Origin of the sequence: Streptomyces sp. 1222.5, assembly GCF_900105245.1 — a bacterium.
Lineage (GTDB): Bacteria > Actinomycetota > Actinomycetes > Streptomycetales > Streptomycetaceae > Streptomyces > Streptomyces albidocamelliae.
Genome location: NZ_FNSZ01000001.1, coordinates 1813649 through 1836739, shown reverse-complemented (window position 1 = coordinate 1836739; position 23091 = coordinate 1813649). Strand labels below are relative to the sequence as shown.

General features: G+C 72.3%; 17 protein-coding genes and 1 tRNA gene. 12 read left to right on the top strand and 6 right to left on the bottom strand.

Features of this window, described 5'->3' with window-relative positions:
* Positions 1-168 precede the first annotated feature (168 nt).
* Positions 169-1185, top strand: a complete 1017-nt coding sequence (locus BLW57_RS08235; RefSeq protein WP_176985913.1) for a bile acid:sodium symporter family protein — start codon at positions 169-171, stop codon at positions 1183-1185.
* On the opposite strand, the gene BLW57_RS08230 is transcribed toward BLW57_RS08235, so the two are convergent.
* Entirely contained in the window at positions 1135-3006 is a 1872-nt protein-coding gene (locus tag BLW57_RS08230; RefSeq protein ID WP_093473298.1) for a sialidase family protein, read from the bottom strand. The genes BLW57_RS08235 and BLW57_RS08230 overlap by 51 nt on opposite strands.
* A gap of 115 nt (positions 3007-3121) precedes the next feature.
* On the bottom strand, positions 3122-4039 hold the full coding sequence (locus tag BLW57_RS08225; RefSeq protein ID WP_093473297.1) for a quinone oxidoreductase family protein: 918 nt from the start codon (positions 4037-4039) through the stop codon (positions 3122-3124).
* A 123-nt stretch (positions 4040-4162) separates the two neighbouring features.
* Between BLW57_RS08225 and BLW57_RS08220 the strand changes: the two genes are divergently transcribed.
* A complete protein-coding gene (locus BLW57_RS08220; RefSeq protein ID WP_093473295.1) occupies positions 4163-4600 on the top strand; it encodes a MarR family winged helix-turn-helix transcriptional regulator in 438 nt (145 codons plus the stop codon).
* Positions 4601-5038: 438 nt separating this feature from the next.
* Here the strand turns inward: BLW57_RS08220 and fdhD are convergent, their stop codons facing one another.
* A complete protein-coding gene (fdhD, locus tag BLW57_RS08215) occupies positions 5039-5887 on the bottom strand; it encodes a formate dehydrogenase accessory sulfurtransferase FdhD (protein WP_093473294.1) in 849 nt (282 codons plus the stop codon).
* A 357-nt stretch (positions 5888-6244) separates the two neighbouring features.
* On the opposite strand from fdhD, the gene BLW57_RS08210 reads away from it, so the two are divergent.
* The 3 genes from BLW57_RS08210 to BLW57_RS08200 all read left to right on the top strand — a co-directional run bounded on the left by BLW57_RS08210 (position 6245) and on the right by BLW57_RS08200 (position 8306).
* On the top strand, positions 6245-7192 hold the full coding sequence (locus BLW57_RS08210; RefSeq protein ID WP_093473292.1) for a beta-ketoacyl-ACP synthase III: 948 nt from the start codon (positions 6245-6247) through the stop codon (positions 7190-7192).
* Between the two features lie 161 nt (positions 7193-7353).
* Positions 7354-8031: a GntR family transcriptional regulator gene (locus tag BLW57_RS08205; RefSeq protein ID WP_093473291.1), complete on the top strand. Its 678-nt coding sequence runs from the start codon at positions 7354-7356 to the stop codon at positions 8029-8031.
* Positions 8032-8218: 187 nt separating this feature from the next.
* Positions 8219-8306: transfer RNA gene (locus tag BLW57_RS08200), tRNA-Leu, on the top strand.
* Positions 8307-8365: 59 nt separating this feature from the next.
* On the opposite strand, the gene BLW57_RS08195 is transcribed toward BLW57_RS08200, so the two are convergent.
* Positions 8366-10378 carry a serine/threonine-protein kinase gene (locus BLW57_RS08195; RefSeq protein ID WP_093473289.1) on the bottom strand — a complete coding sequence of 671 codons (2013 nt, stop codon included), beginning with the start codon at positions 10376-10378 and terminating at the stop codon, positions 8366-8368.
* A gap of 474 nt (positions 10379-10852) precedes the next feature.
* Here BLW57_RS08195 and BLW57_RS08190 point away from each other — a divergent pair, with 474 nt between their 5' ends.
* Positions 10853-11893 carry a nucleotidyl transferase AbiEii/AbiGii toxin family protein gene (locus BLW57_RS08190; RefSeq protein WP_256339427.1) on the top strand — a complete coding sequence of 347 codons (1041 nt, stop codon included), beginning with the start codon at positions 10853-10855 and terminating at the stop codon, positions 11891-11893.
* Positions 11894-12324: 431 nt separating this feature from the next.
* Positions 12325-14382, top strand: a complete 2058-nt coding sequence (gene fusA, locus BLW57_RS08185; protein ID WP_093473286.1) for an elongation factor G — start codon at positions 12325-12327, stop codon at positions 14380-14382.
* Between the two features lie 56 nt (positions 14383-14438).
* Here the strand turns inward: fusA and BLW57_RS08180 are convergent, their stop codons facing one another.
* Both BLW57_RS08180 and BLW57_RS08175 read right to left on the bottom strand, forming a co-directional pair.
* A complete protein-coding gene (locus tag BLW57_RS08180; RefSeq protein ID WP_093473284.1) occupies positions 14439-14717 on the bottom strand; it encodes a ribosomal protein L7/L12 in 279 nt (92 codons plus the stop codon).
* Positions 14718-14891: 174 nt separating this feature from the next.
* A complete protein-coding gene (locus BLW57_RS08175; RefSeq protein ID WP_093473282.1) occupies positions 14892-16181 on the bottom strand; it encodes an ROK family transcriptional regulator in 1290 nt (429 codons plus the stop codon).
* A gap of 197 nt (positions 16182-16378) precedes the next feature.
* Here BLW57_RS08175 and BLW57_RS08170 point away from each other — a divergent pair, with 197 nt between their 5' ends.
* The 5 genes from BLW57_RS08170 (at position 16379) to BLW57_RS08150 (ending at position 22955) form a co-directional block, all read left to right on the top strand.
* Positions 16379-17695, top strand: coding sequence for an ABC transporter substrate-binding protein (locus BLW57_RS08170; RefSeq protein WP_093473280.1), 1317 nt, complete (start codon positions 16379-16381; stop codon positions 17693-17695).
* Between the two features lie 8 nt (positions 17696-17703).
* Entirely contained in the window at positions 17704-18690 is a 987-nt protein-coding gene (locus tag BLW57_RS08165; RefSeq protein ID WP_093480590.1) for a carbohydrate ABC transporter permease, read from the top strand.
* Between the two features lie 13 nt (positions 18691-18703).
* Positions 18704-19543 carry a carbohydrate ABC transporter permease gene (locus BLW57_RS08160; protein WP_093473278.1) on the top strand — a complete coding sequence of 280 codons (840 nt, stop codon included), beginning with the start codon at positions 18704-18706 and terminating at the stop codon, positions 19541-19543.
* Positions 19544-19572: 29 nt separating this feature from the next.
* Positions 19573-20937 carry a GH1 family beta-glucosidase gene (locus tag BLW57_RS08155; RefSeq protein ID WP_093473276.1) on the top strand — a complete coding sequence of 455 codons (1365 nt, stop codon included), beginning with the start codon at positions 19573-19575 and terminating at the stop codon, positions 20935-20937.
* A gap of 143 nt (positions 20938-21080) precedes the next feature.
* Positions 21081-22955: a discoidin domain-containing protein gene (locus tag BLW57_RS08150; protein ID WP_093473274.1), complete on the top strand. Its 1875-nt coding sequence runs from the start codon at positions 21081-21083 to the stop codon at positions 22953-22955.
* Positions 22956-23091: the final 136 nt, after the last annotated feature.

The window sequence follows — 23091 nt, the reverse complement described above, 5'->3', positions numbered from 1 at the left end:
TCACGAAACACGATGACAGTCAGAGTGGTGTGCGGGTTTCCCGATCGGCGACCGGCGGAGGACCATGGAGAGGGACCCTGGGGCCCCGGGACCGCACGACACACGCGGACACGCACAGACCCGCACAGCAATCGGAGCACCGTGACACGTCTTCGCCGGCCGAGTTGGATGCCGATCGACCCGTACATCGTCCTGTTGCTCGGGACGGTGGGCCTCGCGGCGCTCCTCCCGGCCAGCGGTGTCGGCGCCGACGTGGCCTCGGGCGCCTCCACGGCCGCGATCGCCTTCCTCTTCTTCCTCTACGGCGCCCGTCTCTCCACCCGTGAGGCGCTGGACGGGCTCAAGCACTGGCGTCTTCACGGCACCGTGCTGATCTGCACCTTCGTCGTCTTCCCGCTGCTCGGCCTGGCCGCGCGCGGACTGGTGCCGGCCCTGCTGACCCAGCCCCTCTACCAGGGCCTGCTGTTCCTCACCCTGGTGCCGTCCACGATCCAGTCGTCCATCGCGTTCACCTCGATCGCCCGCGGAAACGTGCCCGCGGCGATCTGCGCGGGCTCCTTCTCGTCCCTCGTCGGCATCCTCCTGACCCCGCTGCTCGCGGCGGTGCTGCTCGGCAACGGCGGCGGCGGGTTCTCCGCCGACTCGCTGGTGAAGATCGTGCTCCAGCTGCTGGCGCCGTTCCTCGCGGGGCAGCTGCTGCGCCCCTGGATCAGCGGCTTCGTCACCCGGCACAAGAAGATCCTCGGGCTCGTCGACCGCGGCTCGATCCTGCTGGTCGTGTACACCGCCTTCAGCGAGGGCATGACCCGCGGCATCTGGCACCAGGTCAGCGCCGTACGGCTGGCCGCGCTGCTCGCCGTCGAGGCGGTGCTGCTGGCCGTCATGCTCCTGTTGACCTGGTACGGCGCCAGGGCGCTCGGGTTCGGCCGGGAGGACCGCATCGCCATCCAGTTCGCGGGGTCGAAGAAGTCCCTCGCCTCCGGCCTGCCGATGGCCGGCGTCCTGTTCGGCGCCCACGCCTCCCTGGCCGTGCTGCCGCTGATGCTCTTCCACCAGATGCAGCTGATGGTGTGCGCGGTCATCGCCAAACGCCGGGCCCGCGATCCGCAGGAGACCCCGGACCCGGCGGGGGAGTCAGCCGCGCACGCGGTCCAGGGGCAGCCACAGCACCGTGCCCTTCGCTGACCGCCGCGGGGCCGCCAGCTCCTCGTCCGTGAGCGCCCGGTCCCACACGTGCACCTCGTCGATCGCCCCGGTGAAGAAGGCGCGGCCGTCCATGCGCTGAGCGACGTGCACGCCGAACGGCGAGTTGCGGCTGACGGAGCCCGGGACGTCGGCGACGGACGACCGCGTGCCGTCGACGGACAGCGACAGCCGGCCGTCGCCCCGGCGCAGCACCAGGTGGTGCCAGGCGCCGTCGTTGTACGCGGTGTCCGTGCGCACGGACACGGTCCGCGGCGCCGCCGCTTTGTCCCGTACCGTGATCAGGCCCTGGACCCGGTCGGACGCCGGTTCGCCGCGCACCCACACCTGCGGCTGGCTGGTGCCGATGCCGCCCATCCACAGCAGCGGCTGCTCCCCGCTCGTGGCCGTGTACCGGAACCAGAGGGACGCCGTGAAGTCCCCCGACCCGAGCGGCAGCCCGTCACGGTACGGCAGGCGTACGGCGTCGTCGGTGCCGTCGAACTCCAGCGCGGCCCCGGACACGCCGTCCGTCTCCGCGGCGCCGCCCAGCACCAGGGCCGGCCGTGCGTGCCGGGCGAGGTCGGCGGTGACCGGGTCGGGGCCCCTGCGCGGCGCGAGCCAGTCCTCGGTGAAGCGGGCGAAGCGGATCTCGTCGCGGGCGTCCACCGCACCGCCCTCGTACAGCAGGCCGACCGTGTCCCGGCCGGCGCGGACCAGGTCGGAGTAGCCGGACCAGTCCCTGGCGACGACCGTGCCGCGGTCCGCCCCCTCCCAGGTGCGGCCGCCGTCGTACGAGGACCGGATCATCATCGTGCGGCGCCGGTCCGGGTCGCCGGGGCAGGCCAGCAGCAGGCGGTCGCCGAGGCGCAGCAGCGAGCCCTGGACCTGCGGGGCGTACAGGTCGGGCAGGTCGCGGAAGGGCGCGGTGAAGCTGGTGCCGCCGTCCCGGCTGACGGCCTGGGTGCGGTGGCCCAGGTCGGTGCCGTCCTGCTCCCGGCCGCTGACCAGGACCGAGCCGTCGGCGCGTTCGGCGAGGGTGAGTTCGGACGGCTTCTGCCGGAAAATGCCGTCGGCGGCGATGGGCCAGGTGTCGCTCGCGCCGATCCGCCAGTGGCCGCCGTGGTCGTCGCTGACGACGAGCGCGGCGTGGTTGGCGCTGACCCGGCTGCCGTCCCAGGTCTCGGTGTTGACCCCGAAGACCAGGCGTCCCGCGTACCGGCCGCGGGTGAGCTGGACGCCGTGCACGGGCCCGGTGGCGTACCAGGAGTTCCAGTCGGCGGGCAGGATCTCGGGGCTCAGGTCGCGCGGCGCGGACCAGCTCAGTCCGTCGTCGTCGCTGTACTGGAGATGCGGGGTGCGGTCGCAGGGGACCGAGCAGCTCGCGCCGTCCGTACGGCCCGTGTTGTAGGTCTCCGCCAGCCAGATCCGGCCGGTGTCGCGGTCCACGACCGGTGCCGGGTTGCCGTGGGTGTCCCCGACGCCCTCGTTGACCACCCGCAGCGGGCCCCAGCTGCGGCCGCCGTCGGTGGAGCGTTTGACCACGGTGTCTATGTCGGCCGCGTCCCCGCAGTTGAGGACGCGCCCCTCGGCGAAGGCCAGCAGCGTACCGTCGGTGGTCCGGACGACCGCCGGGATGCGGAAGCAGGCGTAACCGGGGTCCTGGGAGGCCCTGAAGAGAACCTGTTGCTCGAACTCGGGCGCCTCCCGCGAGGGTTGGGCCGCCGCCGGGGGAGCCGGGGCGAGGGACGCGAACAGGGCGGTCACCGCGAGGGCGGCGGTGGCGAGTACGGCGGCGGTACGGGCGCGAAGACCTGACGGCACGGTGCGACCTGCCCTTCGTCGGCCGGACGACTGGACATCCGGACATCCCACGTCCAACGTGCGCTCCATCGAAGGTAGTTGCGGCCCGCGCGCCCCACAAGAAGCGTGCGGGCGGTCACGGGCGCAGGACGACCTTGCCGAGGTTGGCCCGGGCCTCGACCACCGCGTGCGCCTTCGCCGCGTCCTCCAGCGCGAACTCCCCGTGCACCGAGGGCCGCAGCGCGCCGTCGGCGAACAGCCGCCACAGCTCCTGCCGCCACCGCTCGTACAGCTGCGGCCGGCCGCGGGCGATCAGGGCCATCTGGAAACCGATCACCGACTTGGCGCCCACCAGCAGGTCGTACGCCTTGATCGTGCCGCCTCCCGAGCTGTAGGCGACCAGCCGGCCGTGCGGGGCGAGCGCGGCGAGGGCGGGGGTGAGCAGGTCGCCGCCCACGGCGTCCAGCACGCAGTCGACCGGCTCGCCCCAGCGCGCGTCGCCGTACAGCGCGCAGCCGTCCGCACCGAGGGAGCGGACGAAGTCCGCTTTGCCCGGGCCGGACACGGCACCCACCACCCGGCCCGCACCCCGTATCCGCGCGAGCTGCACCGCGAGGTGCCCGACACCGCTCGCCGCGGCCGTGACCAGCACCGACTCGCCGGGTGCGGGCCGGGCCGCGTCCAGGGCCCCGAGGGCGACCAGTCCGCCGCGGACCAGTGCGACCGCGTCCACGGCGGACGCGTCGTCCGGCACCGGGGAGGCCATGGACTCCCGCAGCAGGGCGAAGTCGGCGTATCCGTGGCCGAAGCAGAGTCCGGTCACCCGGTCGCCCGCGCGGAAGCGGGTCACCCCTTCCCCCGCGCCCACCACCTCGCCGGCGATCTCGCCGCCCAGCGGGACCGGCTCCGCGGCCTCGGTGACCTTGCGGACGACCGGCAGGGTGACGCCGGCCGCCTCGACGCGCACCAGCACCTCGCCGGGGCCGGGCTCGGGAACGGGCGCCTCCTCCAGGAACAGCGGGCCGCCGGTGGACTCGTACCGGACGCGACGCATCGCGGACCTCCTTGCCGGGCACCCGGCGATCGGTTCATGGGAAACACCCATGAATTCGTTGGGAGCCCCAACGGTAGGAGAAGTTCGTTGGGAAGTCCAATGGTTATCGGTTAGGCTGCCGTCATGGCCGAAGCACCCCTGCCCGCGATCCGCTCCCTCCCCAGCTGGCTCCTCGGCCGGGCCGCCGCGCGGGGCCGCGCCCTGGTCGCCGACGCCCTCGCCGCCGAGGGCATGAAGATGTGGCACCACGTCGTCCTCTCCGCGGTCCGCGACCTCGCCCCGGTGGCCCAGGCCGACCTCGGCCGCGGTGTGGGCCTGGACCCCAAGGACGTCGTCGGCATCCTGAACGACCTGCAGTCCGCCGGTCTCGTCGTACGCGCCCCCGACCCCGCGGACCGGCGCAAGAACGCCGTGTCCCTCACCGACGACGGCGCCCGCACCCTGGACCGCTGCGAAGCGGCGGCCCGTTCGGCCAACGACGAGCTGCTCGCCCCCCTGTCGGCCGTCGAACGCGAGCAGTTCACGGCCCTGTTGACCCGGATATCCGGCACGGGCGGCTGACGTTCCGACATCACGGAGGCTGACGTGCCGTCATGATCGTGGCTGACGTTCCGTCAAGGCCGCTGCCGGCGCGCTCGATCCGCGGCGCACCGCCCTCGTCCTCGTCGACCCGATGGACCGTGTCGTCGCGTTGCCCTGGAGCCCCACGAAGGCGCCGAGGCCCTCGCCGCCGCCGAGGGGCCGACGCCGCCTTCCGTGCCGTGGGCGCGCCGTTCGTGGCGCGGGCGCGGCTTTCCGTGCCGTGGGTGCGCCGGTCGTGCCGATCGGGGTGGAACGCCCGAGGCCCGTTGCCCGGAAGGCCCCCGATGGTGCGCTCGGTCAGCTCCAGGCCGCCCTCCTGCCGTGGACCCCGCCACCAGCCCGCTGCCCGACCTGACCCTCGCCGGAGCGGACCCGAACCGGGTACCCGCGCCGGCCGGGGGCCGCCCACCCCGCCCGTCAGCCTCGGGCGGCTGCCTCCCGCAGGGCGATCCGGTCCTCACCCGCGTAGACGTTCATCGAGCTGCCGCGCAGGAAGCCCACCAGGGTGAGGCCGGTCTCCGCTGCCAGGTCCACCGCCAGTGAGGACGGCGCCGACACCGCGGCCAGTACCGGGATACCCGCCATCACCGCTTTCTGCGCCAGCTCGAACGAGGCCCGGCCGGAGACCAGCAGGAGCGTCCGGGACAGCGGGAGATCGCCGTTCTGCAGGGCCCGGCCGACCAGTTTGTCGACCGCGTTGTGCCGGCCGACGTCCTCCTTTATGTCGAGCAGTTCCCCGTCCTCGGTGAAGAGGGCCGCCGCGTGCAGACCGCCGGTGCGGTCGAACACCCGCTGGGCGGCCCGCAGCCGCTCGGGCAGGCTGGTCAGCAGCTCGGGGGTGACCCGGAGCGGAGGGGTGTCGGCGATGGGCCAGCGCGTGGTCGTGCGTACGGCGTCCAGGCTGGCCTTGCCGCACAGTCCGCAGGAGGACGACGTGTAGACGTTCCGCTCCAGGGTGAACTCGGGCAGGGCGACACCGGGCGCGGTCTTCACGTCGACCACGTTGTAGGTGTTGGAGCCGTCCGCGGTCGCCCCGGCGCAGTAGACGATGTTCTGCAGGTCCGACGCGCTCGCGAGCACACCCTCGCTCACCAGGAAACCCGCGGCCAGCGCGAAGTCGTCGCCCGGGGTGCGCATGGTGATGGCGAGCGGCCTGCCGTCGAGCCGGATCTCCAGGGGTTCCTCGGCGACGAGCGTGTCCGGCCGGGTGGAGACGGCCCCGTCGCGGATGCGGAGGACCTTGCGGCGTTCCGTGACTCGTCCCATGTCTCTGATCAGCCCCGGTTCTGTACGTTCTGGCAGCCGAATCGGCCCTTGTGGCGAGGTCGCCGCGGGGCACCGCGTCGTCGTGCGGCGAGGTGACCCCGACGGTCTCATTGTCCTGCACACGGAGCGCGACGGTGCGCCCGGTCCGCCGTGGGCGCACACCGTGCTCGTCCCCCTCTGCCGTGACGCGTCCCAGGTACCCGCCGCCCGCACGTCGAACTCCTCGGTCGTCCGAGGGTCTGCCGAAAGCGACAACTCCGGCGCCGGTTTCCTGTTGCTGTGCCTGCCCCCGTACCCGCGAGTCACTGATCAGACTGGTGGATCCCGCTACCCACGGCAACGAGGGGGACCCACGTCATGAACGGCTCGCGCATCGCCGCCGTCGGCCACTACCAGCCCGCCAGGGTGCTCACCAACGACGACCTGGCCGGGATGGTCGACACCAGTGACGAATGGATCCGCAGCCGGGTGGGCATCCTCACCCGGCACATCGCGGGCCCGGACGAACCGGTGGACGAGCTGGCCGCGCACGCCGCCGCCAAGGCCCTGGCCGCAGCCGGTCTCACGCCGGACGACATCGACCTGGTCCTGGTCGCCACCTCCACCGCGATCGACCGCTCCCCGAACACCGCCGCCCGGGTGGCCGCCCGCCTCGGCATCCCCCGGCCCGCCGCGATGGACGTCAACGTCGTCTGCGCCGGCTTCACGCACGCTCTCGCCACCGCCGACCACACGGTCCGGGCGGGTGCGGCGACCCGGGCACTGGTCATCGGCGCGGACAAGATGTCCGAGGTCGCCGACTGGAGCGACCGCACCACCTGCGTCCTGGTCGGCGACGGGGCGGGGGCCGCCGTGGTCGAGGCGTGCGCACCGGGACAGGAGCCCGGGATCGGGCCGGTGCTGTGGGGCTCGGTGCCGGAGATGGGCAACGCGGTGCGCATCGAGGGCACACCGCCCCGGTTCGCCCAGGAGGGGCAGAGCGTCTACCGCTGGGCCACCACCCAGCTGCCGCCCATCGCCCGGCGCGCCTGCGAGAAGGCCGGCATCGACCCCGCCGAACTCGCCGCGGTCGTCCTGCACCAGGCCAACCTGCGCATCATCGAGCCGCTCGCCGGGAAGATCGGCGCGGTCAACGCGGTCGTCGCGCGCGACGTCACCGACTCCGGCAACACCTCCGCGGCCAGCATCCCCCTCGCGCTGTCCAAGCTGATCGAGCAGGGCGCGGTCCGCAGCGGCGACGCGGCCCTGCTGTTCGGCTTCGGCGGCAACCTGTCGTACGCGGGGCAGGTCGTACGGTGCCCGTGACGCCCTCCGCGCGGGTGCGCGGGGCGGCGTGACGCGGCCGCCTCCCACCCCTCCGGCTCAGGCCCGCCGTCGACGGCGGGCGGAGGACACCCCATAGTGGGCAGTCCACCGTGCACGCGGGCGGCCGGCGGTGTACGGCCGCCGGCCCAGGAGGGGGACCGATGTTGCCGACCGGGCTGCCGCAGGGAGCCGCGCCCAGGCTGGAACGGCCCGGCCCGCTGCGCGACCGTGTCCACGAGGCGCTGCTGGAGCTGATCACCACCCGCGCCCTCCGGCCCGGCCGGCACCTCGTGGAGAGCGAACTCGCCGCGCGCCTCGGTGTCTCCCGGCAGCCGGTGCGCGAGGCGCTCCAGCGTCTGGCCACCGAGGGCTGGGTCGATCTGCGCCCCGCGCAGGGCGCGTTCGTCCACGAACCCACGCAGGAGGAGGCCGACCAGCTCCTCACGGTGCGCACGCTCCTGGAGGCGGAGGCCGCCCGGCTTGCCGCGGCGCACGCCGACGGCTCCGGCGTCGATGTGCTCGAAGAGCTCTGCGACGAAGGTGAGAAGGCGGTGGCGGCCGAGGACGTCGACCGTGCGGTGGCCCTCGACGCGGCCTTCCACACGAAGGTGATGGAGCTGGCCGGGAACGCGGTCCTCGCGGAACTGGCCGCGCAGGTCGACCGCCGGGTCCGCTGGTACCACCCCCCGGTGGCCCGGTGGCGCGGCCGGCAGTCGTGGACCGAGCACCGCGAGCTGGTCACCGCGATCGCCGAGCGGGACGAGCAGCGCGCCCAGCGTGTGATGCGCACGCACACCGGGCACGCCCGGCCGCCGGCGCAGGAGCGCGGCGCGACGTGAGCGACGCCCCGTCCGGCGCGCGGCCCCACCACGTGCGGGCGCCCAACGCGACTGTCCGGTCACCATCCGTACGGCACGGTGTCGCCACCGTCCGCCCCCGATATACGCAGGTGAAACGCACTCCGAAACCTTGGTATTGTTGTCTCGTCGCCGCGGGGAACACCCCCGGCCGGGCGGCAGACACCTGGTCCGGGTGGCGGAATGGCAGACGCGCTAGCTTGAGGTGCTAGTGCCCTTTATCGGGCGTGGGGGTTCAAGTCCCCCCTCGGACACCAGAACGAAGAGGGCCCCGATCCGACGGTCGGGGCCCTCTTCGTGTGCCTCCGTGCCTGCCCTACGCCGGGCAGTCCGCCGACGTCTTCGCCGTGCCCCAGCGGACCATCCGGTAGCCGTTCCCGATGATCTCCGCGACCGCGTAGCGGGTGTACGGCCAGGCGCTGCCCGCACTCTCGCGTTCGTTCACGAGGGCCCGGCACGCCTTGCCCGCGGCCATGTCCGCCCAGGACTGGGTCTGCGACTGGTTCCACTGCCCGTAGTCCGACCACACGTACATGGCCGAGTTGCCCGGATCGTAGCCGACTTTGATCTCGTCGTTCCCGACCACGCGATCGGTGCCCAGGGTGTCCCGCATGCCGTTGGTGCCCGCGATGATCTTCGTGGCGGCGCCGTCCGCGACCCGGAACTCGGTCCTGTCGGTGCTGGGGACCATCGCCTGCGCCAGGCCGTCCTTGTCCGGCTTCCAGCCCTGCGAGGCGCCGTCCGAGCCCTGACCGCTGCCGTCGTCGGCGGCCGACCGGCACTGCGCGTTGCTGATGAAGTCGTCCTGCCAGGTCACTTCCGGATCCCGGCCGCTGTCGTCGTTCACCATGACGAACTTGCTGTACGGCAGATCCGGGTGCAGACGCAGGACGGCATCCCGTGCCGAGAGGCACATGCTCTTGGCGATCTGGGTCTCGGCGTACATCTTCGCCGCCTCGTCCGAGGTCAGCCGGTAGGAGAGGTACACCTCCCGCCGCGTCTCGTGGAACCGCACGCTCTCCGGAGAGAAGTCGACGCCGTCGCTCATCTCCTGCGCGACGACCCCCTCGTCGTGCAGGATCGAGCGCGCCATGTCGTGTTCGCCGGCGCCCTGTGCCGCCCGCGCCTGGCTCCAGCTCGCCGCGGTCGCCGAACCGCCGCTCCCCGTCTGCTGCTTCGCCGACGCGTCGCTCTTCGCGGTACTCGCGGAGGGCCGTCCGGAACCGGCCGTGGAGGAGGAGGCCGAGTCCGTCGACGAGGCGTGCGTCCTCTTCCCGGTGTCCTTGGGCAACAGGGCCGCCACTCCGCCGGCCACGCCTCCCACGAGTCCCGCCGTGAGGACCACCGCGCCGATGATCTGCTTCTTCCTCGACCGGCCGCGCTCCGGCGGCACGTGCCAGACGGGGCCGTCCGCCGTCGGCATGTCCCAGACGGCCGCGACCATGTCCGCACCCGTCGCCGGCATCGCGCCGGTGCTCACCACCTGGGTGACCTGCGCGGCCAGCAGGACCCCGCACTCCTGGGCCGCCTGGGCGGCCGTCGGGCGGTCCCCGGGCGCCTGGGCCAGTGCCCTCTCGACGATCGCGCGCAGCGGTGCGGGCATGCCGTCCAGGTCGGCCTCACCGGACATCACGCGGAAGGCCACCACATCGGGCGCGCCGGTCCCGAACGGCAGCCGTCCGGTGGCCGCGTACGCGACGAGAGCCCCCCAGGTGAACACGTCGCTCGCCGGACCCGCGGTGCCCTGCCGGTACTGCTCCGGGCTGATCCACCCGGGCGTGCCGGTCATCATGCCGGTGCGGGTGACGCTGGTGCCGTCGACGGCGTGCGCGATGCCGAAGTCCAGCACCCGGGGACCGGTGGACGTGAGGAGGACGTTCTGCGGCTTGACGTCGCGGTGCACCACACCGGCGGCGTGGATGGCGGCCAGGGCCTGGGCGGTGGCGGCCGCGAAGGCGTACAGGCTGCCTTCCGTGAGCGGTCCCTGGGCGCTCACGTGCTGGTTCAGCGTCGGCCCGGGAACGTAGGCGGTCGACAGCCACGGGGTCGGCGCGTCGGGATCGGCGGCGAGCAGGGGGACGAGGTGCGGCCCGGTGACGCGCGAGGACAGCTCCACCTCGCGCCGGAAACGGGCCCGGAACTCCGGGTCCTGGGCCTGCTCGGCGTGGACCACCTTCACCGCCACGCGCAGACCGTCCGGGGTCACTCCGGCGTGGACGGTGCCCATACCGCCCGCGCCGAGACGGCCGACGATGCGGTACGGGCCTATGCGGGACGGGTCACCGGGGCGCGCCGGCAGAACTCTTCCGGCCGGGCCGATTTCGCTCACGAAGTACTTCCTTGAACTGGGTGATGGCCTGAGGTGGGGCGGCGGCGCCGCGCGCGGCCGGCGGACAGACGTACGGGGTCCGGGGCCGTCTCGGGCCGCGCGGCGGAGCGCCTTCCCCCGGGCCGGCGTACCGGCCGGGCAAGGCGTGCGGGAGTGCGACTCCCGGTGTGCCGCCGCGAAGGGCGCTCACCGGCCGGCGCACGGATCGTCAGAGCAGCCGCGGACGTCCTGGCGAACGATCCCCGGCCTGTCCGTACGCGACCTTCACCTTCCGCATGAGCGGTCCCCCTCCCGACCGTCGCCCCTGTCCCGTCGAGCCTATGTCCCGTTGGCGGCCGCGGGCAGGGCAAGTCCCCTCATGTGGACGGAATTGTTGTGAACTCCGTACATCAACAGCATACGAGCGCGCCTCGGATGCCGGCCCGCGAACCGGTGATCCCGAGCTTGTCAGTGGCCCGCGCTACGGTCGGCCGCGTGATCCCAGAACCAGGTGACAGCGGGCCCGACGACCCGTTCCCGACGGTGGCCGGGGGCTGTCCGCCGCTGTCGGCGGCCGCGGTGCGCCGGGCCGCGCTCGACCATGTGCTGGCCCTCGTCGCCGACGCCCCCTGGAGCGGCAGCCTGGTCCTGCGCGGAAGCATGGTCATGCCCGCCTGGGTGGGAGACGCGGCCCGTGAACCCGCCGACCTCGACTGGGTGGTGCTGGAGGACGCCGCCGGAGCCGACCCGCTGGACCCGTATCCGTACCTCGACCTGCTGGAGACCGTGCAGCAGTGGCCCGAGGCGGCCGACGGGGCCGCGCGGTACGAGATGTGGACGTACGAAGAGTTCGGCACCGACGGCCGCCGCCCGGTCCTGCCTCCCGAAGGACTGTCCTGGGTGCCCGACGAGGCCGCGGTGGAGACCGGCCCGCCGTACCTGGACCTGCTCGAGCGCCTCGCCCGGCGCCCGGGCGCGGCCCCCGGGGTCCGGCTCGACGCGGCCGGGGCCCGTGTGGACGGCACGTGGACGTACCGGCACTACGACACCCCCGGGATACGGCTGCTCGTCCCCTGGCACGCGGAGGGCCTGCCGTCCGGCGAGGTGCGCCTGGACTTCGCCCGCGACGAAACGCTCCCCGAGCCCCCGGTGTGGACCCTCGTACCGACGGGCCGCGGCGGGCGTCCGGTGCCGGTGCGGACCGCGAGCCGGGAGCTGTCCCTGGCCTGGAAGCTGCTGTGGCTGCACACCGACACCAGGGACGGCGGCCGGGCCCGGGGCAAGGACCTGTACGACGCGGTGCTCCTCGCCGAGGCGACGGGCGCCTTGCCGTCACCACGTCTGCTGCGGAAGGTCTTCCGCTTGACGGCGGACCCTGTCACGGACGCCCTTCGTCCGGACGCGGTGGCCGGATGGGACGTGGAGTGGGCCGCGTTCCAGGAAGGGCACCCCGGGGTGGAGGGGACCGCGGGGGAGTGGCTCCACCGACTCGGCCGGGCCCTGGAACCGGTCGCCGGATGGCAGGCCGTCAGGTAGCGGCGAACGCTCAACTGGGCTTCTTTTGAGCTGACTTCGCAGATCACATCTGTACTGCCGGGAGAAAATCACTACGCGCCGGGCTGATCCTCTTCCTACACTCGCCGAAGCATCGCGCGCCGCACCGGACACCGCCGGCGGCGCTGTCCGCGAAGTGTGAGGAAGAGGGGAGCCGGGCCGTGCGTGACCGTACCGCCGTCGTCGTCCCCCCTGCGCGGACCGAGGTGATTCTGGTGTCCTCGTCCGCCCGGTGCCCGCTGCGCGGCCGGTACCGGACGCCCGTGACGCCTCGCTGACACCCGGCAGACCGCTCCGACAAGCGGCCGACCCGCCACCTTCGTACGGCCGTTCTCGCCGTACGGTCCTGTCCGCCCGGCGCACGGGAGATCGCGCCGCCCTGTTCAACAGAACCTCCCGAAAGGCCCTGGGCCGTGCGCACCGACCCCACCACCCTCGCCGCCGTCCGCAATCTCGGCATCCTCGCCCACGTCGACGCCGGCAAGACCACCGTCACCGAGCGGATCCTGTACGCGACGGGCACCACCCACAAGCGGGGAGAGGTGCACGACGGCACCACCGTCACCGACTTCGACCCGCAGGAACGCGACCGCGGCATCACGATCTTCGCCGCCGCGGTCAGCTGCGCCTGGGACGGGCACCGGATCAACCTCATCGACACCCCCGGCCACGTCGACTTCGCCGACGAGGTCGAGCGCTCGCTGCGCGTCCTCGACGGGGCGATCGCCGTGTTCGACGCCGTGGCCGGCGTCGAGCCGCAGAGCGAGTCGGTGTGGCGGCAGGCCGACCGGCACGGCGTACCCAGGATCGCTTTCGTCAACAAGCTGGACCGCGCGGGCGCCGACCTCGACCGGGCCGTCGACTCCATCCGGGAACGGCTGCACCCGTCCCCGCTCGTCGTCCAGTTGCCGATCGGCGCCGAGGACGCCTTCGCGGGCGTGGTCGACCTGGTGCGGATGCGATCCCTGACCTGGCCCGACGGTGCGGATACGGCCGCGGAGGGGCCGGTGCCCGAAGCGTTGCGGGAGGAGGCCGCACGGCGCCGCCGCGTGCTGGAGGAGGCGGTCGCCGCACTGCATCCGGCCGCGCTGGAGGAGTTCTGCGACCGCGAGACGCTCTCCACCGGCACTCTCGACGCGGCCCTGCGCGACCTCACCCACAGCGGGGACGGCCTGGTCGTGCTGTGCGGCTCCGCCTACCGCGACCGCGGCATCGAACCGCTGCTGGACGCGGTGGTGGCCTACCTGCCGTCGCCACTGGACGTGCCCGACGTGCGCGGTGTCCACGAAGGCGCCGAGGAGCGGCGGGCCACCGATGCCGAAGCACCGTTCGCGGGGCTGGTGTTCAAGGTGAGCGCGCACACCACGGGACGGCTGGCCCACGTCCGCGTCTACTCGGGCACGATCGAGAAGGGGGACACCGTGCGGGACCCGGGCACCGGACGCACCGAGCGCGTGGCACGGATCCTGCGGGTCATGGCCGATCGGCACGTCCGGCTCGACCGGGCGGTGGCCGGTGACATCGTCGCACTCGCGGGCGTGAAGTCGGCCAGGGCCGGCTCCACGCTGTGCGACCCGGGCGCCCCGCTGCTCCTGGAACCGCCCGTGGCCGCCGAGCCCGTGGTGTCCGTGGCGGTCGAGGCGCGGCGCGCCACGGACACCGGACGGCTGGCGTCGGCGCTGGCGAGGCTCGCGGAGGAGGACCCCTCCCTGGTGGTGCGGACGGACACCGAGACCGGGCAGACCGTGCTGTCGGGGATGGGCGAACTCCACCTGGAGGTCGCGGTGGAGAAGATCCGCCGTGCCGGAGGGCCGGAGGTCGGCGTGGGCCGCCCCCGGGTGGCGTACCGCGAGACCGTCGTGGGCGGAGTCGGCGGGTTCGTGTTCCGGCACGTCAAACAGGACGGTGGGGCGGGGCAGTTCGCCCATGTCGTGCTCGACGTGGAGCCGCTGGACCCCGAAGCGGGCGTCACCGGTTTCGTGTTCCGGTCCGCCGTGGTCGGCGGGCGGGTGCCGCAGGAGTACGTCCGCGCGGTGGAGGCCGGGTGCCGGGACGCCCTGGCCGAGGGCCCGCTCGACGGGCATCCGGTGACGGGGCTGCGGGTCACGCTGACCGACGGTGCCACGCATGTGAAGGACTCCTCCGACACGGCGTTCCGCACCGCCGGCCGGCTGGGGCTGCGGGAGGCGCTGCGCGCCTGCGAGATGGTCCTGCTGGAGCCGGTCGCCGAGGTGACGGTCACGGTGCCGGCCGACGCGGTCGGCGCTGTCCTCGGCGATCTGGCCGCACGGCGCGGCCGGGTGAGCGGATCCGAGACCCGGGGCGGCACGACGGCGGTGACCGCCACCGTGCCGCTGGTCGAACTGTTCGGCTACGCGACCCGGTTGCGCGGCCGCACCCAGGGGCGGGGCACCTTCACGACGCGTCCGGCCGGTCATGCCCCGGCACCGCGGCAGGCGCCGGTGCGGTAGCGAGGGCGGGGTGGGGCGCCGGTGCGGTGAAGTCCGCACCGGCGCCCGCACCGGCCCTAACCGAGCCTGTCGACCGCTTCCTTGGCCTCCTTGAGACCGGCGCCGGTGGTCTCCCGGTACACCTTGATGGCGTGGATCTTCTTGCCCTCGCGTACCAGTGCGGTCACCTCGTCCATCCGCGCGACGTCCTCCCGCAGGTCCAGATGCTCCATGATCAGGTCGAGCTTGCGCTCGACTCGCGCGAGACGCCCTTCGGCCCGTGCCAACCGGCTTGCCACGCCGAGGGCGCAGCCGACCACGGCGAGGACGAGTGCGAGGTACACCACTGTGTTCATGGCCGAGCATGCTAGACGCGCGGCTCCGCCTCCCTGACGTGGACACGCCTGCCATGCCGACACCGCGGACGTGGCGCTGAGCACATCGACGCGTGCGGCGGTACCGCGGCCGTCCGCGCCGGGAGTTCCGGTGACCGCTCCCGGGCCTCACCCGTGAGACCCGAGAGCCCCGGGTCAGGCCAGCCTCCCGTCCAGGGCCGCCCGCCAGGCCGGCGACGGCACCGTGCCGCCGGACGGTCGCGGGTGTCTGCCGCCACGGGTGAAGAACGCGGCGAGGGGGAGGACCGCCGCGCCGACGGTGACCGCGTCCGGGCCGAGGCGGCCCAGGTCGATGCCCACCCGGCTCGCGGGAAAGCGCAGGGCGTGCGCGAGGGCGTGCCCCCGGACCTCGTCCAGGAAGCCGCCGCCCAGCTGGAGGCCCGCCCAGCCGCCGATCAGGACCCGTTCCGGCTGGAAGAGGTTGATCAGGTCGGACAGGCCGGCGCCGAGGTACGCGGCGGTCTCGGCGAGTACGGCCGCGGCCACCGGATCCGGCTCCCGGCCGTCGGCGGGGCGGGCGGCGGCCAGCATTTCGGTCAGCGCCCGCTCCTCACCGGCACCGGCGGACGGCCGTCCGCCCGCCTCCCGCCAGCGCGCCACCAGCGCCTCCGCGCCCGCGTACGCCTCCAGACAGCCGCGCGCCCCGCACCGGCACCGGCGCCCGCCGACCCGCACGGTCAGATGCCCCCACTCCACCGCCCGCCCCTGCTCGGCCTCCTCGGCGACGACACACGCGCCGACCCCCGAACCGAACAGCACCACCACCGCGTTGCGCGCCCCGCGCCCCGCGCCGAACCACATCTCCGCCTGCCCCAGCGCCTTGGCGCCGTTGTCGACGAAGTACGGGACCTGCACGGGGAGCCGGCCCGTCCGACGGAGCAGGAGTTCCAGCGGCACCGCGTCCCAGCCGATCGTCTGCCCGTGGACGACCGCTCCGTCCGCACCGTCGTCCTCGATGATGCCGGGCACGCCGATGCCGACACCCAGCAGCTCGCCGGGGGCGAGGCCGGAGACGCGCAGGACCTCGCCGATGCCGTCCGCGACATGGCCGACGACGGCGTCGACCTCGTACCCGCGGGGCCCCAACGGCCTTTCGGCCCGCGCGAGTTCTCTCATGCCGAGGTCGAACAGCTCGACCCGCACCCGGGTCTCGCCGACGTCCACCCCGATCAGGTGCCCGCTGTCCCGCCGTACCCGCAGCAGCCGGCGCGGCCTGCCGACGTCCGCGCCGATCAGTCCGGCCTCCTCCACCAGGCCGTCGGCGAGCAGTTCGGCGACCACGTTGCTGACAGAGCCCGAACTCAGACCGGTCGCCGGGCCCAGCGCGTGCCGGCTCATCGGCCCGTCGACATACAACCGTTGCAGAACGGTGCTCCGGCTCTCCCGCCGCAGGTCACGCACCGTGCGACCGCTCAGCCCTGCCACCTGGCCTCCCAAATGTCCGTGATTTTCCGGCCCGTTGGACCGTCTGGCGCTGCCGGATCCCTTGACGTGCGTTTCTCTTGAGGTTTAACTCACGTCCTAAATTAAGCCATGAGGGGGCTTCGTGGGCCGAACGGGGTGTCGGCTCCCCGAAAGCGCCCCTCGGGGTTCTCGACTCCCGGAAAGGGACACCAGGAGCCATGCGCAGCATCCGAGCCGCGGCCGTAGGCGCCGTGACCATGTCTCTCGCCCTCGCGGCCACGGCCTGCGGAGGCGGTTCGTCCAGCGGTGGCGGGTCCGACGACTCGCCTAAGACGCTGACGTACTGGGCCTCCAACCAGGGCGCCAGCATCGCCGTGGACAAGAAGGTCCTCCAGCCCGAACTCGACAAGTTCGAGAAGCAGACCGGCATCAAGGTGAAGCTGGAGGTCGTGCCCTGGTCCGACCTGCTGAACCGCATCCTCACGGCGACCACCTCCGGCCAGGGCCCGGACGTGCTGAACATCGGCAACACCTGGAGCGCCTCGCTCCAGGCGACCGGCGCGCTGCTGCCCTGGGACGCGAAGAACTTCGGCAAGATCGGCGGCAGGGACCGCTTCGTCGACTCCGCGCTGGGCTCCACCGGCGCCGAGGGCAAGGACCCGGCCGCGGTCCCGCTCTACTCGATGGCGTACGCGCTCTACTACAACAAGAAGATCTTCGCCGACGCCGGCATCGCCAAGCCGCCCGCCACCTGGGACGAGCTGATCGCCGACGGCAAGAAGATCAAGGCCGAGGGCAAGTCGGTGCTCGGCGCCGAGGGCTCCAACCTGTCGGAGAACATCCACCACGTCTTCGTCTTCGCCAAGCAGCACGGCGCCGACTTCTTCACCGCCGACGGCAAACCGGACTTCACCGACCCCAAGGTGGTCGACGCGGTCAAGCAGTACGTCGACCTGATGGCCAAGGACAAGGCCATCCCGACCGGCGACGCCGAGTACGCCCAGAACCAGTCCGTCAGCGACTTCGCCAAGGGCAAGCAGGCCATGCTGCTCTGGCAGTCCGCGGCCGCCAACCTCAAGTCCCAGGGCATGAGCGAGGACGACTACGGCATCGCCCCCGTGCCCGTGCGGTCCGGCACCCCCGGCACCGGCGCCCAGACCAACTCCATGGTCGCGGGCATCAACATCGCCGTCTTCAAGAACAGCCACAACCTCGACGGCGCCACGAAATTCGTGAAGTTCATGACCAGCGACGAGGAACAGAAGACCCTCAACACGGCCTACACGTCCATCCCGCCGGTCAAGGCCGCCCAGAGCGACGCGGCGTTCAACACCCCGGCCACCGCGGTGCTCAAGCAGACCCTCGCCACCAGCGCCGCGGCCCTCCCGCAGGTCGCGTCCGAGTCGCAGTTCGAGACGGCGGTCGGTACGGCCGTCAAGGAGCTGTTCGCCGACGTCGCCGCCGGACGGGCGGTCACCACCGACTCCGTCAAGGCGAAGCTGGAGAAGGCCCAGCAGCAGATGCCGAAGGCGTGAGCACGACCATGACCACCACCGCTCTGCAGGAGCCGGTGCGGAAGACGTCCCCCGGTGCGGCGCGCGAACCCCGCCGCCGCACCGGGCGGATCCGCCGGATCTCCCTGCCGTATCTGCTGCTCCTGCCCGCCCTGCTGCTCGAACTCCTGGTCCACCTGGTGCCGATGGTCATCGGCATCGTGATGAGCTTCAAGGAGCTCACCCAGTTCTACATCCGCGACTGGGGCACCGCGCCCTGGTCGGGCCTCGGCAACTACAAGGTGTCCGTGGACTTCGACGCCCCGGTCGGCGAGGCCCTGCTGCACTCCTTCTTCGTCACCGTCGGCTTCACCCTGCTGTCGGTCGGCCTGTGCTGGCTGATCGGTACGGCGGCGGCCGTCTACATGCAGGACACCTTCCGCGGCCGCGGTCTGCTGCGGGCCCTGTTCCTGGTGCCGTACGCCCTGCCGGTCTACGCGGCCGTCATCACCTGGGTGTTCATGTTCCAGCACGACAACGGTCTGGTGAACCACGTCCTGCACGACCAGCTGCACCTCACCGACCAGCCGTCCTTCTGGCTGATCGGCGACAACAGCTTCTACGCCCTGCTGACCGTGTCGGTGTGGAAGGGCTGGCCGTTCGCCTTCCTCATCGTGATGGCGGGACTGCAGAACATCCCCCGGGAGCTGTACGAGGCCGCGGCCCTGGACGGCGCCGGGATGTGGCAGCAGATCCGCCGTATCACCCTGCCGTCGCTGCGCCCGGTCAACCAGGTGCTGGTCCTCGTGCTGTTCCTGTGGACCTTCAACGACTTCAACACCCCGTACGTCCTGTTCGGCAAGGCCGCCCCGGAGGCCGCCGACCTCATCTCGGTCCACATCTACCAGGCCTCCTTCGTCACCTGGAACTTCGGCACCGGTTCCGCCATGTCGGTCCTGCTGCTGCTCTTCCTGCTGGTCGTGACCGGCGTGTACCTGCTGTTCACCTCGCGCGGACGGAGGGCCGCCGATGTCTAGCGCCAACTCCCCGATGGCACCACCACGTTCGTTCGTGTGGTCCCGGCGGATCTTCCTCGTCCTGCTCTCCGGGTTCGTGCTGATCCCGGTGTACGTGATGGTCTCCAGCTCGCTGAAGCCGCTCGCGGACGTCACGGGGAAGTTCCGCTGGCTGCCCAGCGAGGTGACGATCCGGCCGTACATCGACATCTGGTCGACGGTCCCGCTCGCCAAGTACTTCGCGAACTCGCTGATCGTGGCCGGCGCGGCGACCGTCTGCTCCGTCGTCATCGCCGTGTTCGCGGCCTACGCCGTCAGCCGCTACGACTTCCGCGGCAAGCGCGTCTTCACGGTCACCGTGCTGTCGACGCAGATGTTCCCCGGCATCCTCTTCCTGCTCCCTCTGTTCCTCATCTACGTCAACATCGGCAACGCCACCGGCATCGCCCTGTTCGGCTCGCGCGGCGGGCTGATCCTGACGTACCTCACCTTCTCCCTGCCGTTCTCGATCTGGATGCTCATCGGGTACTTCGACTCGGTGCCGCGCGACCTGGACGAGGCGGCCCTGGTGGACGGCTGCGGCCCGCTCAAGGCGCTCTTCAGGATCGTCGTGCCGGCCGCGATCCCCGGCATCGTCGCGGTCGCCGTCTACGCCTTCATGACCGCGTGGGGAGAGGTGCTCTTCGCGTCCGTCATGACCAACGACACCACCCGCACACTCGCCGTCGGCCTCCAGGGCTACTCCACCCTCAACGACGTCTACTGGAACCAGATCATGGCCGCCTCGCTCGTCGTGAGCGTGCCCGTGGTCGCGGGGTTCCTGCTCCTGCAGCGCTATCTCGTCGCCGGTCTGACGGCGGGCGCCGTCAAGTGAACACCACCCCTGATCCCGAAGGGACTTCCGTGTCCGAACCCATCGACCTCGCCGCCTTCCCGCACGACTTCCTGTGGGGCACGGCGACAGCGGCGTACCAGATCGAGGGAGCCGTCGCCGAGGACGGCCGCACGCCCTCGATCTGGGACACCTTCTCCCACACGCCCGGGAAGATCGCGAACGACGACAACGGCGACGTCGCCTGCGACCACTACCACCGCTGGCGCGAGGACATCGGCCTGATGCGGCGACTCGGCGTCAACGCCTACCGGTTGTCGGTGGCCTGGCCGCGTGTGGTCCCCGGCGGGACGGGTCCGGTGAACCGCGCGGGGCTCGCCTTCTACGACGAACTGGTGGACGCCCTGCTGGAGGCGGACATCACCCCGTCCGTCACCCTCTACCACTGGGACCTGCCGCAGGTGCTCCAGGACCGCGGCGGCTGGCCCGAACGGGACACGGCCCTCGCCTTCGCCGAGTACGCCTCGGCCGTCGCCGCCCGCCTCGGCGACCGCGTCAAACTCTGGGCGACCCTCAACGAGCCCTCCTGCTCTTCCTGGATCGGCCACCTGGAGGGCAAGATGGCCCCCGGCTGGACCGATCTGACCGCCGCCGTACACACCTCCTACCACCTGCTCCTCGGCCACGGCCTCGCCACCCAGGCGATCCGCGCCGCCGTCCCCGGCGCACAGGTCGGCATCGTCAACAACCTCTCCACCGTCCACGCGGCCACCGACCGCCCGGAGGACCTGGCGGCCGCCCGCCGGCACGACGGCCACGTCAACCGCTGGTGGCTCGACCCGGTGCACGGCCGCGGCTTCCCCGCCGACATGCGCGAGGTGTACGGCGTCGAACTCCCCGAACGGGCGGGCGACCTGGAGACCATCGCGGCACCACTGGACTGGCTGGGCCTGAACTACTACTTCCCGGCGTACGTCGCCGACGACCCCGACGGCCCGGCGCCGTACGTCCGTTCCGTCCGTCGTGAGGGCGTCGCACGCACCGGCATGGACTGGGAGATCGACGCGTCCGGCATCGAGACACTGCTGGTCCGGCTCACCGAGGAGTACGGCGCCCGGAAGATCTACGTCACCGAGAACGGCTCCGCCTACCCGGACGTGGTCCGTCCCGACGGCAGCGTCGACGACCCGGAACGCCAGGACTACCTGGAGCGCCACCTCGCCGCCTGCGCCTCGGCCGTCCGCCGGGGTGCCCCGCTCGCCGGCTACTTCGCCTGGTCGCTGCTGGACAACTTCGAGTGGGCCTACGGCTACGACAAGCGCTTCGGCCTGGTCCACGTCGACTACCGCACCCAGGTCCGCACGATCAAGGGGAGCGGCCACCGGTACGCGGACATCGTCCGTGTGCACCGGGGGCAGGCACGCCGGGCCGCCTGAGTCCGGCCCGGACGACCGGTGGGCGCGGGTGCGTGAGCCCGCGCCCACCGGTTCCGGACCCGATCGCGCCCGAACGACCCATGGACTGTCATGCACGCGCCAATGTGCGACGAACGCATCCCCACCCCACTGAGGAGAGCCGCATGCCATCCCGTATCCCGCGCACCCTGGTCGCCGCCGCCCTGTCCACCGCGGCCCTGCTGACCTCCGGCCCCCTGCTGGCCGCACCGGCCCACGCCGCCCCGGCAGCCGTCTGGGACACCGACCGCGCGGCCGCCGCCTACGCCGTGAACCCGGCCGCCGTCACCGCGTCCGGCAGCGAGAACGCCGGCACCGCCCCCGGCCTCGCCTTCGACGGAAACGGCTCCACCCGCTTCTCCAGCGACTTCGCCGACAACGCCTGGATCCGCGTCGACCTCGGCTCGGTGATCCGTGTCGACCGGGTCGTCCTGGACTGGGAGGCCGCCTACGGCAAGCGCTACGTCCTGGAGGCCTCGAAGAACGGCACCGACTGGACGCCCTTCTACACCGAGACCGCGGGCACCGGCGGCTCGGTCACCGCGCACACCTACCCGCAGGAGGTCACCGGCCGCTACGTCCGCCTGCGCGGCCTGGAACGGGCCACGCCGTACGGCTACTCCCTCTGGAACTTCAAGGTCTACGGCGGTGAACCGGCCCCGGCCTCGGCGACCCGCACCAACCTGGCCCTGAACCACCCCGCGTACTCCGACCACTACCAGCACGCGGGCAACTCACCGGCGTTCGTGACGGACGGCGGCCGGCCCGCCGACCTGAAGGGCGACGCGAGCCGCTGGTCGAGCGACTGGAACGCGGACCGCTGGGTCTCCGTCGACCTCGGGGCACCGTCGACGATCGACACGGTGGACCTGTACTGGGAGGCGGCCTACGCCGTCGACTACCTCCTCCAGGTCTCCGACGACAACCGCACCTGGCGCACGGTCCACGAGCCGTCGGCGGCGGACGTCGCCGCCCGCCGGGCGAACGTGACGTCCCCGTCCGAGGCGGCCGGCCTGCACGACACCGTCCGCCTCCCCTCACCGGTGACCGGCCGGTACGTCCGCATGCTCGGCAAGGAGCGCCGCTCCTTCTACAACCCGGCGCCCGCCACCGCCCAGTTCGGCTACTCCCTCTACGAGTTCGAGGTCTGGGGCACAGGAGGCAGCGCGACGGCGGCCTACCCGTCGCTGCCGGGGGACCGGCCGGGCACGTACCGCACCACGTTCTTCGACGACTTCACGGGAGCGGGCCTCGACCGCGCGAAGTGGCGGGTCGTCCGCACCGGCACGGAGATGGGCCCGGTGAACGGCGAATCGCAGGCGTACGTCGACTCGACGGACAACGTCCGTGTGGCGAACGGCGCGTTGCTCCTGCACGCGAAGTACTGCAAGGGCTGCACGAAGGCGGGTGGCGGCACCTACGACCTCACCTCGGGCCGCATCGACACGAACACCCACTTCGACTTCACCTACGGCAAGGTGAGCGCCCGTATGAAACTCCCGGTGGGCGACGGTTTCTGGCCCGCCTTCTGGCTGCTGGGCAGCGACGTCGACGACCCCTCCGTCTCCTGGCCGGCGTCCGGCGAGACCGACATCATGGAGAACATCGGCTACGGCGACTGGACCAGCTCGGCCCTGCACGGCCCCGGCTACTCGGCGGACGGCAACATCGGCGCCCGCCAGACCTACCCGGCCGGCGGCACCGCGGACCAGTGGCACACCTACGCCGTCGAATGGACCCCGACGGCGATGCGCTTCGCCGTCGACGACCGCCTGGTCCAGGAGACCACCCGCAACGTCCTCGAATCGACCCGCGGCCAGTGGGTCTACGACCACGACCAGTACGTGATCCTGAACCTGGCCCTGGGCGGGGCGTACCCGGCGGGCTGGAACAAGGTGACCAGTCCTTATTGGGGGCTGCCCCAGTCGAGCGTGGACCGCATCGCGGGCGGGGGAGTGCAGGCGGAGGTGGACTGGGTGCGGGTGGAGCAGAAGGGGTGAGGGGTCGCCGGGCGAGCGGGGGCAGCCGCCCGGTCCATGTCCGTCACACTATGTAAATCCAGTCAAGCAATGAGTGTGTGTTGACCTTGTCAACGACACACATCGTTGTCTGTCAGGCAAATCGCTGTGTACGGTT

Coding starts and splice junctions, on each gene's coding strand:
- BLW57_RS08220 (WP_093473295.1), top strand. CDS start 4,163: ATGGCCGAAGCACCCCTGCCCGCGATCCGCTCCCTCCCCAGCTGGCTC.
- BLW57_RS08180 (WP_093473284.1), bottom strand. CDS start 14,717: ATGAACACAGTGGTGTACCTCGCACTCGTCCTCGCCGTGGTCGGCTGC.
- BLW57_RS08160 (WP_093473278.1), top strand. CDS start 18,704: ATGGCACCACCACGTTCGTTCGTGTGGTCCCGGCGGATCTTCCTCGTC.
- BLW57_RS08225 (WP_093473297.1), bottom strand. CDS start 4,039: ATGCGTCGCGTCCGGTACGAGTCCACCGGCGGCCCGCTGTTCCTGGAG.
- BLW57_RS08205 (WP_093473291.1), top strand. CDS start 7,354: ATGTTGCCGACCGGGCTGCCGCAGGGAGCCGCGCCCAGGCTGGAACGG.
- BLW57_RS08235 (WP_176985913.1), top strand. CDS start 169: ATGCCGATCGACCCGTACATCGTCCTGTTGCTCGGGACGGTGGGCCTC.
- fdhD (WP_093473294.1), bottom strand. CDS start 5,887: ATGGGACGAGTCACGGAACGCCGCAAGGTCCTCCGCATCCGCGACGGG.
- BLW57_RS08165 (WP_093480590.1), top strand. CDS start 17,704: ATGACCACCACCGCTCTGCAGGAGCCGGTGCGGAAGACGTCCCCCGGT.
- BLW57_RS08210 (WP_093473292.1), top strand. CDS start 6,245: ATGAACGGCTCGCGCATCGCCGCCGTCGGCCACTACCAGCCCGCCAGG.
- BLW57_RS08170 (WP_093473280.1), top strand. CDS start 16,379: ATGCGCAGCATCCGAGCCGCGGCCGTAGGCGCCGTGACCATGTCTCTC.
- BLW57_RS08150 (WP_093473274.1), top strand. CDS start 21,081: ATGCCATCCCGTATCCCGCGCACCCTGGTCGCCGCCGCCCTGTCCACC.